Raw genomic sequence first — 10,524 nt, 5'->3', positions numbered from 1 at the left:
GGGGTTCGACATCGAACCCGGCCCGCTCCCTTCCCGTCGTCAGGCCGCCCTGGTCGGCATGAGCGCGCGCAGGATGTCGGTCAGCGTGATCACGCCGAGCAGCTCCTCGTCCCGGTAGACCAGGGCGAGGTGGTTGCGGGAATCCTGCAGCGTCTGCAGCACCTGGTAGGCCGGGGTCTGCGCGGTGAGCACCGGCACCGGGCGCATGAGGTCCTTCGCCACGGCGCCGTCGGCGGCGTTGAGCGTGTCCCTGGCGTGCACGACGCCGGTGATGGCGCCGTGCTCGGTCACCAGCAGCCGCAGGTGCCCGGCGGCCCGTGCCCGGTCCCGGATCCGGGCCGGATCGGCGTCCGCGGGGACCGAGCTCAGCTCGGCCCCGGCGTCGACCATGTCGCCGACGGTCCGGTCCTCCAGCTCCAGCGCGGCGGCCAGCCTGCGGTGGTCGTGCGGGTCCAGCGCGCCGACCGTGGCCGAGTGCTCGACCAGGTGCTTGAGCGTCTCCGGGTCCTGCCCCGCCGCGACCTCGTCCACCGGCTGCACGCCGACCAGCCGCAGGCAGCGGTTGGCCAGCCGGTTCAGCGCCACGATCAGCGGCCGGGTGAACCACATGAAGCCGCGCATCGGGATCGCCAGCAGGATCGCCGACCGCTCCGGGTGCGCGATGGCCCACGACTTCGGCGCCATCTCGCCGATCACCAGGTGCAGGAAGGTGACGATGAACAGCGCGAGCACGAACCCGCCCGCGTCGGCGAGCCCGGACGGCGCGCCGATCGTCTCCAGCCCCGGCGTGATCCAGTGGTGCACCGCCGGCTTGGTGATGGCGCCCAGCGCCAGCGTGCAGACGGTGATACCGAGCTGCGAACCGGCCAGCAGCACCGACAGCTCGGTGGCGCTGCGCAGCGCGGCGCGGGCCGCCCTGCTGTTGACCGCGGCGTCCTCCAGCCGGTTGCGCCGCGCCGCGATCAGCGCGAACTCCACCGCGACGAAGAACGCGCTGGACGCGATCAGCCCGACCGTGATCAGCGCGACGATCAGCGGGTCATCCATCGGAGTTCACCACCTTCACGAACAGCGCGGACGGCACGTGCTTGCCGATCGCCACCACCTCGGCCCGCAGCAGCGCCCGCTCGGGGTCGGGGTGCAGCGGGTCGTGCTCGGCGGGCAGCGGCACCTCGACGGTCTCGCCCACCTCGGGCAGTCCGCCGTGCGCGGTGATGACCAGCCCGGCCAGCGTCTCGTAGTCGCCCGCCGGGAGCGGCCGCTCCAGCACCCGCTCGGCCTCGTCCAGGTGGATGTCGCCGGGGAGCTCCCAGCCGCCGTCCACCCGGCGCACGGTGGCCGGGTCGACCGCGGGGTCGTGCTCGTCGGCGAGCTCGCCGACCAGCTCCTCGGCCATGTCCTCGACGGTGACGAGCCCGGCGAAGCCGCCGTACTCGTCGACCACGAGCGCCATCTCCTCGCCCGCGCTGACCAGCCGGTCGAGCACCTCGGTGAGCGGCAGCGTCTCCGGGACCACGACCGCGGGGCGCGCGGCATCGCCCGCGGTGCCCGCGACGGTGTCGGCCAGCAGGTCCGGCAGGTGCACGATGCCGACCAGGTCGTCGCTGGTCTGCCCGATCACCGGGTACCTGGTGTGGCCGCGGCCCATGAGCGCGCGCACCTCCAGCACCGGGTCGTCGGCGTTCACCGTGTCCACCCGCGGCCGCGGCACCATGGCGTGCTCGGCGGTGCGGGTCGGGAAGTCGAGCATCCGGTCCAGCAGCACCGAGAGCCGCTTCGGCAGCTCACCGGCTTCGCGCGACTCGGCGACGATGTGCGCCAGGTCGCGGGGGGTGGCCGAGTGCTCGACGTCGTGCACCGGTTCGATCCGCAGCAGGTGCAGCAGCCGGTTGGAGGCGGCGTCGAAGAACTTGATGAGCCAGCCGAAGATCCGCAGGTACCAGGTGGTGGAGAGCGCGAGCGCGCGCGCCACCGGCTCCGGCTTCGCGATGGCCAGGTTCTTCGGGAAGAGCTCGCCGAACACCATCTGCACGACGGTGGAGAAGGCCACCGCGGCGACCGCGCCGATGCCGACCGCGATCGCGGCGCCGCCGAACAGATCGCCGATCCCCTGGCCGATCAGCGGTTCCGCGACGTAGCCGACGAGCAGGCCGGTGACGGTGATGCCCAACTGGGCGCCGGAGAGCATGAAGGAGGTGCGGCGGGTGACGGTGAGCGCGCGCTCCGCGCTCGAGTCCCCGCCTGCCGCCCGCGCCGTCAGCCGGGAGCGATCCACGGCCATGTAGGCGAATTCCTGGGCGACGAAGTAGCCGGTCAGTGCGGTGATGGCCAGCACGACCACGATGCCGAGCGCGATCGTCGCGACGGTCAGCATCGGCGTGATCCGGTCTCAGGCGCGGATCGGGGCGGAACGGGTTTTCGACGGCGCGTACGGCGCTTCATGACCTGCTTTCGCTCGAGCTTCTGCGGGGGTGCCGCCCTGCGGGCGACGAGACCAGAATAGGGCATATCGCCCATCCCGGCCGGTAGCGGCGCCACGCGAGGCGTTCGAAGTAGTGCCCCGGCACTCTTCCGGCAAACCTCGAGTCCACTCGGGAGAGATCGATCGTCCCGGCATTCGGTACGGTGGCGTCGTGCTTTCGATCCCCGAAACCGTTCTGGCCTCCGATGTGACGAATCTGGCGCTGCTGCCCGGCTTCCTCGACCCGGTGAACCTGCTCAACTCGTTCGGCACCTGGATGCTGATCGGGCTGCTGCTCGTGGTCTTCATCGAGTCCGGCCTGCTCTTCCCGCTGCTGCCCGGCGACTCGCTGCTCTTCACCGCGGGGCTGATCGTCGCGGGCAAGTCCGCCGACATCGAGCCGTTCGCGCCGCTCTGGCTGCTGCTGATCCTGATCCCGATCGCGGCCATCCTGGGCGACCAGGTCGGCTACTCGATCGGCCGCGGCGGCGGCATGAAGCTCTTCAAGAGCGACGACGCCAAGATCTTCAAGAAGAAGTACATCGTCGAGGCGACGCTCTTCTTCGAGAAGCACGGCCCGATCACCATCGTGCTCGCCCGCTTCGTCCCCATCGTGCGCACCTACGCGCCGCTGGTGGCGGGCGCCGCGCGGATGAACTACCCGGTCTTCCTGACCTACAACGTGGTCGGCGGCGTCCTCTGGGGCTCCGGGGTGACGCTGCTCGGCTACCTGCTCGGGCAGATCTCGTTCATCCGGGAGAACGTCGACCTGATCTTCCTGCTCATCGTCTTCCTCTCGGTGCTGCCGATCCTCTGGGAGATGCTCAAGCGCTTCCGCAACCGCGGCCAGGCCGAGGAGGTCGGCGTCGACCCGGAGGCGACGGCGGTGCTGCCGATCGAGACCGGGCAGCAGCGCCCCTGAACGCAGCGCCCCTGAACGCTCGGGTTCAGCGGGTGCGGGCCGGTTCGCCGCCCGTGCCCGGCCGGTAGCTCCGCGCCACCAGCGCCGACCGCAGGTACCAGAGGCCCTTCACCTGTCCCGGATCGAAGCCGGTGAGCTGGCCGATGCGTTTGAAGCGGTGGTCGATGGTGTTGGCGTGCACGTAGAGCACGCGCGCGGTGCGCTGCCGGTTCAGGTTGTTGCTGATGTGCACGCGCAGCGTCTCCAGCAGCTCGGGGCTGTCGTCCAGGGGGTCGAGCACGGCTCCGAGGCTGGCCCTGGCGGGGCCGGGGCGGGTGAGCTGGTACTCCAGCGCCAGGTCCTCGAAGCGGTAGAGCCCGCCGAGCAGGTCGAGCCGCTGCACGATGTCGAGCAGCTCGTGCGCCCGGTCGGCGGACTCCGGGATGTCGTCGGTGGCGCTGTGCACCAGGGTGGCCCGGATCGGCACCTGGGCCGCCGCGGCGAGCCGCTCCACGAACTCCGCCCCCTGCTCCGGATCGAAGTGCCCCTCGGGGATGAGCACCGTTCCGCCGTCCACGCTGAGCAGCGCCAGCGCGTGGTCGCCGCAGCGGCGGGCCAGCTCGGCCTGCACCCGGCGCAGCTTGCGGCGCGCCACCACGGCGCTGTCCAGCGCCGGGTCGGACTCGTCGCGGTGCGGCGGGATGGCGAGCGCGAGCACGTGGTAGGCCCCGGCGACGGCGATCCCGCACTCGCGCGCCATCGTCGAGGAGCTGTGCCCGCCGAGCAGCGCGGAGGTGAGCGTGTGCACCGCGGTGTGGTGCTCGTTGACCACCGCGCGCATCTCCCGCACGTAGGCCAGCGCCACGGTGGAGGTGATGCTGTCCACGATGTCGAGGAAGCGGCGCGCGATGTCGACCATGGAGTGGTAGTCGCGGACGGTGGCGTTGGCGCTGATCCGGTCGAAGGCCATCTTCAGCCCCTCGTGCACCGCGTGGTGGATGGTGTCGATCGGGATGCCCTCGCGCGCCCACTCGGTGGCGGCCGCGCGCAGCCGGTCGGACTTCTCAGGCGAGGAGTCACCGTCCAGCATCCGCGCGGCGAGCTCGAGGCAGACCCCGGTGACCGCGGTGACGTCGCCGCTGATCGCCTCGCCGGGGAGCGTGCCGCAGGTCGCGACGGTGCTGACGAAGTGCCGCACCACCTGCTTGGACATGGTCCTGACGTCACCGAGGTGGGTGGAGGCGGGGCGGCCGGAGACCACCAGATCGCGCTCGACGACGTGCCGTTCGATGGTCATACCGTCCTCTCCGGCGGGCATCCCGCGCGCCCGCGAAGACCCTCCATGCTTCCGTGACCGGCCCCGACGGCCAAGATCGATTCAGCACCGGATCGGGCGCTCGATGGTGCACAATGCACCGGTGGGATCGGCGGTCGGCTCGGGTGTACGGCAACCTTCGGCACGCGCGCGGGAAGTGATCAGGCAGGGGGCCGAGGCCGCGCTGACCGTTCCCCCGGAGTGGCTGGAGGAGCTGCACTCCGCCACGCTCGGCGCGGACGGCATCCGCCCCTACGCCGAGGATCCGCTGCTCACGGCCGCGGTGCGCCGGGTGAACCGGGCGAACATGCTGCACTGGGCCACCGCGAACATCCGCGACCCCGGCGCCCCCGTCCCGGTGGCGCTGGACCAGGAGCAGCTCGCCCTGGCCCGCGGCGCCGCCCGGCTCGGGTTGAACGAGTCGGCGCTGGAGGCGTACCGGGCGGGGCAGGCCGTCGCCTGGCAGCGCTGGATGGCGATCGTCTTCGAGATCACCTCGGACCCACAGGAACTGCAGGAGGTGCTGGAGGTGACCGCGGCCTCCATCGCCCGCTACCTGGACGGCATCATCGAGGCGCTCATGACGGTGGTCGCGGTCGAGCGCGCCGCGCTGGACGAGGGCACCGACCCCGCGCGGCGCGAGCTCGTCACCCGGATCCTGAACGGGGACCAGGTGGACACCGCCGACGCCGCCCGGCGCCTCGGCTACCCGCTGGACCGGCACCACACCGCCGCCATCGCCTGGACCGAAGGCGCCGAGCTGCCCGGCACCGCGGTGGCCGAGGCGTTCGCCCGCTCGGTGGGCGCGGCGGAGGTGCTGGCGGTGCCGCACTCCGCGGCCACCCTGTGGCTCTGGGTGCCCGGCCCCTCGGTGCCGGACCCGGCCCTGCTGAGCGCGGCGCTGGACCAGCTGCCCGGGGTCAGGATGGCCGTCGGCTCACGGGCTTTCGGGCCGGAGGGGTTCCGGCTCGGGCACCAGGACGCGCTCACCACCCAGCGGGTGCTGGCCCGGCTCCCGGACCGGCGGCTCGCCGATTTCGCCGCCGTGCAGCTCACCGCGCTGCTTGCGGAGAACACCGAGCAGGCGGCGCGGTTCGTGCAGCAGACGCTCGGCAGCTTCTCCGACGCCAGCCGCGAACTGCGCGACTCCGTGCTCACCTTCGTGCAGGAGCAGTGCAACGCCTCGCGCGCCGCGACCCGCCTCTACACGCACCGGAACACGCTGCTGCGCAGGCTGGCCCGCGCCGATGAGCTGCTCCCGCGCCCGCTCGCGAGCAACTCCGTGCACGTCGCTGTCGCACTGGAGCTGCTCCTCTGGCACGGAGTCGGCCGCCCGCCGGGCTGAGCCACCACAGAGAGCCGAGCCTGCCCCGCCGGCCGAGCCCGCCCACCGGGCCGAGCCCGCTCGGCTGCGCGCTGCCCGCCGTCGGCCGAGCCGGCCCCGGGCTGCGCGCCGCCCCGCAGCGGCTAGGAGCGGCCGACCGCCTCCGGCCGGGCGGCACTGCGCGCCAGCGCATTCGGCCACCAGATGCGCGGCCCGGTGATCGCGAAGAGCGCCGGGATCACCACGGTGCGCACCAGGAAGGTGTCGAGCAGGATGCCGATGCCGACCACGATCCCGAGCTGGGTCAGCGTGATCAGCGGCAGCACCCCGAGCACGCAGAAGACCGCGGCGAGAACCACACCCGCGCTGGTGATCACCGCGCCGGTGGCGGAGACCGCCCGCACCATGCCGTCGGTGGTCCCGTGCTCCGGCGTCTCCTCCTGCGCCCGCGTCACCAGGAAGATGGTGTAGTCCACCCCGAGCGCCACCAGGAAGAGCAGGGCGTAGAGCGGCGTGTTGGTGTCGAAGGCCGGGAAGCCGAAGACGTGGATGCTGAGCAGGCTGCCCACCCCGAGCGCGGCCAGCGCGCTGAGCAACGTCACCGCCACCAGCAGCACCGCGGCGGGCACCGCGCGCAGCAGCGCGAGCAGCACCAGGAAGACCACGGCCAGGATCAGCGGAATGACCACCTTCTGATCGCGCTGCGCGGCATCCCTGATGTCCAGCGCCTCGGCATCGCTGCCGCCGACCAGCGGCTCCGCCCCGGGGATCTCGGCGACCGCCGCGCGCAACCGCTCGACCGTCGCGAAGGCCTCGTCCGAGGCGGGCGCGGCCTCGAGCACCACGCTCCAGCGCCGGAGCCCGGTGTCGGAATCCCCCGCGGCGGTCACCCGGTCGACGCCGTCGACACCGTCCAGCGCGCCCTGCACCGCGTCACCGGCCGCGGCCCGCGCGACCACCGTGGTCGGATCGGCCGCCCCGGAGGGGAAGTGCTCGGCGAGCGCGTCGAACCCGTCCACCGACTCCGCGCTGACCCGGAACTGCTCGGTCTGCGAGAGCCCGACCTGCGCGCCGAGCAGCGCCAGCGCGCAGAGCACGAGCCCGGTGAGCGAGACCGCGGCGACCAGCACCGGCTTGCGCACCACCCCGGCCGCCACCCGGTGCCAGATGCCCTCGGTCGCGCTGTCCCGCTCGTCCACCTTCGGCACGAACGGCCAGAACACCTTGCGCCCGCAGAGCGCGAGCGCGGGCGGCAGCGCACCGAGCACGAAGACCGCGGCCACCACCAGCCCCGCGGCGGCGAGCGCGCCGAGGCTGCGGGTGTTCGGCAGCACCGCGAGCAGCAGCACCAGCAGCGCGAGCACCACGGTGGCATTGCTGGCCAGGATGGCCGGACCCGCACGGCGCACCGCGAGCCGCAGCGCCTCCCGGTGGTCGGCGTGCCGGTGCAGCTCGTCCCGGTACCGGGAGACCAGCAGCAGCGCGTAGTTGGTGCCCGCGCCGAAGACCAGCACGCTGGTGATGCCGGAGGTGGAGCCGTCGAAGCTGAGCCCGGTGAGCTCGGCCAGCCCGGTGCCGACCGAGGTCGCCACCCGGTCGGCCAACCCGACCACCAGCAGCGGAACCAGCCACAGCACCGGCGAGCGGTAGGTGACGATCAGCAGGATCGCGACCACCAGCGCGGTCACCGCGAGCAACGTCACGTTCGCGCCGGAGAAGGAGTCGGCGATATCGGCGCCGAAGGCCGGGCCACCGGTGACCTGCACGGTCAGCTCGGGCGGCAGGCCGTCCCCGGCGGCGGTGCGCAGCTCGGAAACCGCGTCGGTGAGCGCGAAGCCGTTGAGCGCGGCGTCCACCGGCACCTGCCCGAGCGCCGCGGCGCCGTCCGGGGCGGGGATGAGCGGCGTCGGCGGGCCCTCCGCCCGCACCACGCTCGTGCCGCGCATGCGGTCGAGCGCGGCGCCTGCGGCGGCCAGGTCGGCTTCGCTGAGCTTCCCGTCGTCGGTCCTGGTGATCACCGCGATGGCGGCGGCCACGTCGGCACCGGGGAACTCGTCCAGCGCGGCGGCGGCGCGCGCCGACTCGGCGCTGTCCGGCAGCGAGTTCGGCGCCTGACCGGCCGAATCGTTCTGCCCGATCAGCCCGATGGCGGCGATGCCCGCCACGAGCAGCGCTACCAGCAGTAACCATGACTTCTTCGCGGAAACCACGGCCGCGTACCGGTCCCAGAAACGCACGCCGCCACTATTTCAGAAAATTAACTGTTAAGCAACCTAACTATTTCCAGGTGAGCACCGGCTTGACCACCTCGCCCGCCCGCTGCGCCGCCAGCGCGGCTTCGATCTCGCCGTACGGGAAGGTGGTAACCAGCCGCTCCAGCGGCAAACGTCCCTCGCGGTGCCACCGCAGCAGCTTCGGGATGAAGACCTGCGGGATGGAGTCGCCCTCCAGGCAGCCGCGGATCGACTTGCCGTTCCGCACCAGGTCGCCGAGGTCGACCGGGGGCACGCCCTTGCCGAGCCCGACCGCGACCACGGTGGCACCGGTCGCCAGCGCCGCCACCGCGCCGCCGAGCACCGCCGGGCGGCCGGTGGTCTCCAGCGCGTGCGTGGCGCCGCCGCCGGTCAGGTCGCGGACCGCCGGCGCGATGTCGGTGTCGGTGGGGTCGAGCGCCGCCCGCGCGCCGAGTTCCAGCGCCAGCGCGCGCCTGGCCGCCGAGGTCTCCACGACCGTGATCGCGACGTCGTCCAGCGCACGGGCGGCCAGCAGCGCGGCCATGCCGACCGCGCCCGCGCCGTAGATCACCAGCTGCGAGCCGGGGGCGGGGGCGAGCACGTTCAGCACCGCGCCCGCGCCGGTCTGGAAGCCGCAGCCCAGCGGCGCGGCCACCGCGAGGTCGGTGTCCGGCGCGACCACGACGGTGTTGTCCTCGGTGGCCAGCGCGTATCCGGCCAGGCTGGACTGCCCGAAGAACCCGTCCAGCACCGGCGCGCCGTCCAGCGTCACCCGCGGGCCGCCATCGGCGCGGCGGCCGAAGTTGTTCAGGGCGGTCGCCCTGCGGCAGTAGGCCGGGCGGTCGGCGAGGCAGTTCGGGCAGCGGCCGCAGTGCCGGAAGGTCAGCACGACATGGTCGCCCGGGCGCACGTCGGCCACCGCCTCCCCCACCGCCTCGACGATGCCCGCACCCTCGTGGCCGAGCAGCACCGGCCGGTCGGCCGCACCGGCGGCCCGCGAGATCAGGTCGGTGTGGCAGACGCCGGATGCGAGGATCCGCACCAGGATCTCGGTGCCGAGCGGCCCGTCGACCTGGACCTCTGCCAGCTCGAACGGCGCGCGGGGGTCACGGGAGAGCAGCGCGGCGGTCCTCACGCCCGCACCCGCTCCAGCAGGAAGTAGAAGAACTGCCCATCGGCGAGCACCAGCTCCGGTCGGCCGTTCATGATGCCCATCAGGGTGTTCTCGTCCAGCCACTTGAAGTGGTCGAAGACCGCGCGGCCGTCGTAGACCATGGTCGCGGTGGTTTCGCCGCGGAACTCGATGTTCCACAGCGTCGCCTCGCCGCCGCCCAGCTCAACGTTCGAGAAGAGCGAGCCGTCCTCGGCCCGACAGATGAGCGGCTTGGCGTCGTTCAGCGCGGTGAAGGTCTTGCCGTACCAGCGGCTCTTCGGCAGCGCCCGGCACAGCGGGTGCCCGGTCTGGAAGGCATCGCCCTTCCACTCGCCCAGGATGTCCTCGGCGCGGGCGGGTTTCAGCCGGGCCCACAGATCGTCCAGCTCCGCCGGGGCGACCCCGCCGCTCTCCGCCCGCAACTGCTGCCACCGTGCTTCGCTCATGCGCCCGCTCCTCCGTTTCAGAACCATCTGGTTCGGCAAACCAGCGTAAAGCCGAACCAGATGGTTCGGCAAGATAGGATCTCGGAATGCGCGCAGCAGGCCATGCCACCCGGGAACGCATTCTCACCGCCGCACGCGCGGAATTCGCGCGACACGGCGTCGCGGGGGCGCGGATCAATCGGATCGCCGCCGACGCGCACGCCAGCAAGGATCGGCTCTACGCCTACTTCCCCGGCAAGACCGAGCTGTACGCGGCGGTCACCGAGCAGTGGGCCACCGAGACCACGACCAGCACCGCGCTGCGCGCCGAGGACCTGCCCGGGTATGCGGGGCGGCTCTTCGACCACTTCGTGGCGCACCCCGACGACGCCAGGTTGCAGGCGTGGGCCGATCTGGAGCCGTTGGACCCGCGGGTCGACGCGGTGCTGCGCCGGGCGATCATGCCGAAACTGGAGGAGGTGCGGCGCGGGCAGCGCGACGGGCTGATCACGGCCGACTTCACCCCCGCCGCGCTGCTCCGGATGCTCACCGACCTGACCAGGACGGCGGCGACGCACGCGGTGCAGGCGCGGAAGGCGGACGGCGCCGTCGAGCGGCAGCGCTCGGCCGTCATTCTCGCCGTGCGGCGCCTGGTCGCGCCGTAGGCAACGCTCGACAGTTCCGTGGCCGACACTGCCGCACTAGAACCTT

The 10,524-nt window shown here is 72.6% G+C and carries 9 protein-coding genes; 3 read left to right on the top strand and 6 right to left on the bottom strand.

Features of this window, described 5'->3' with window-relative positions; translation table 11 throughout:
- Positions 1-39: 39 nt before the first annotated feature.
- The gene (locus ACFUUZ_RS13820; protein ID WP_378695892.1) at positions 40-1,047 is read right to left on the bottom strand and encodes a hemolysin family protein; all 1,008 of its coding nucleotides are present in this window, start codon (positions 1,045-1,047) and stop codon (positions 40-42) included.
- Positions 1,040-2,374 carry a hemolysin family protein gene (locus ACFUUZ_RS13815; RefSeq protein ID WP_378695890.1) on the bottom strand — a complete coding sequence of 445 codons (1,335 nt, stop codon included), beginning with the start codon at positions 2,372-2,374 and terminating at the stop codon, positions 1,040-1,042. Before ACFUUZ_RS13815 ends, ACFUUZ_RS13820 begins: the two co-directional genes overlap by 8 nt.
- A 259-nt stretch (positions 2,375-2,633) precedes the next feature.
- On the opposite strand from ACFUUZ_RS13815, the gene ACFUUZ_RS13810 reads away from it, so the two are divergent.
- Positions 2,634-3,383 carry a VTT domain-containing protein gene (locus tag ACFUUZ_RS13810; protein WP_378695888.1) on the top strand — a complete coding sequence of 250 codons (750 nt, stop codon included), beginning with the start codon at positions 2,634-2,636 and terminating at the stop codon, positions 3,381-3,383.
- Between the two features lie 25 nt (positions 3,384-3,408).
- Here ACFUUZ_RS13810 and ACFUUZ_RS13805 read toward each other — a convergent pair whose 3' ends face one another.
- Positions 3,409-4,659, bottom strand: a complete 1,251-nt coding sequence (locus ACFUUZ_RS13805; protein ID WP_378695886.1) for a PucR family transcriptional regulator — start codon at positions 4,657-4,659, stop codon at positions 3,409-3,411.
- A gap of 175 nt (positions 4,660-4,834) precedes the next feature.
- Between ACFUUZ_RS13805 and ACFUUZ_RS13800 the strand changes: the two genes are divergently transcribed.
- Positions 4,835-6,022, top strand: coding sequence for a PucR family transcriptional regulator (locus ACFUUZ_RS13800; protein WP_378695884.1), 1,188 nt, complete (start codon positions 4,835-4,837; stop codon positions 6,020-6,022).
- Between the two features lie 122 nt (positions 6,023-6,144).
- Here the strand turns inward: ACFUUZ_RS13800 and ACFUUZ_RS13795 are convergent, their stop codons facing one another.
- Genes ACFUUZ_RS13795 through ACFUUZ_RS13785 form a run of 3 tightly spaced genes read right to left on the bottom strand, consistent with a single transcriptional unit; the run spans position 6,145 to position 9,834 of the window.
- Positions 6,145-8,238, bottom strand: coding sequence for an MMPL family transporter (locus tag ACFUUZ_RS13795; RefSeq protein WP_378695882.1), 2,094 nt, complete (start codon positions 8,236-8,238; stop codon positions 6,145-6,147).
- A gap of 40 nt (positions 8,239-8,278) precedes the next feature.
- Positions 8,279-9,370, bottom strand: coding sequence for an NAD(P)-dependent alcohol dehydrogenase (locus ACFUUZ_RS13790; RefSeq protein WP_378695880.1), 1,092 nt, complete (start codon positions 9,368-9,370; stop codon positions 8,279-8,281).
- Complete coding sequence (locus tag ACFUUZ_RS13785) at positions 9,367-9,834, bottom strand: DUF4334 domain-containing protein (protein ID WP_378695879.1); 468 nt, start codon at positions 9,832-9,834, stop codon at positions 9,367-9,369. The genes ACFUUZ_RS13790 and ACFUUZ_RS13785 overlap by 4 nt, the downstream gene beginning before the upstream one ends.
- 86 nt (positions 9,835-9,920) lie before the next feature.
- On the opposite strand from ACFUUZ_RS13785, the gene ACFUUZ_RS13780 reads away from it, so the two are divergent.
- Complete coding sequence (locus ACFUUZ_RS13780) at positions 9,921-10,478, top strand: TetR family transcriptional regulator (protein ID WP_378695877.1); 558 nt, start codon at positions 9,921-9,923, stop codon at positions 10,476-10,478.
- Positions 10,479-10,524 lie beyond the last annotated feature (46 nt).

The organism is Nocardia sp. NPDC057353, assembly GCF_042667085.1.
Lineage (GTDB): Bacteria > Actinomycetota > Actinomycetes > Mycobacteriales > Mycobacteriaceae > Nocardia.
The sequence above is the reverse complement of the archived record's forward strand: the minus strand, read 5'-3'. Positions and strand labels throughout refer to the sequence as shown.

Coding starts and splice junctions, on each gene's coding strand:
- ACFUUZ_RS13820 (WP_378695892.1), bottom strand. CDS start 1,047: ATGGATGACCCGCTGATCGTCGCGCTGATCACGGTCGGGCTGATCGCG.
- ACFUUZ_RS13805 (WP_378695886.1), bottom strand. CDS start 4,659: ATGACCATCGAACGGCACGTCGTCGAGCGCGATCTGGTGGTCTCCGGC.
- ACFUUZ_RS13785 (WP_378695879.1), bottom strand. CDS start 9,834: ATGAGCGAAGCACGGTGGCAGCAGTTGCGGGCGGAGAGCGGCGGGGTC.
- ACFUUZ_RS13815 (WP_378695890.1), bottom strand. CDS start 2,374: ATGCTGACCGTCGCGACGATCGCGCTCGGCATCGTGGTCGTGCTGGCC.
- ACFUUZ_RS13780 (WP_378695877.1), top strand. CDS start 9,921: ATGCGCGCAGCAGGCCATGCCACCCGGGAACGCATTCTCACCGCCGCA.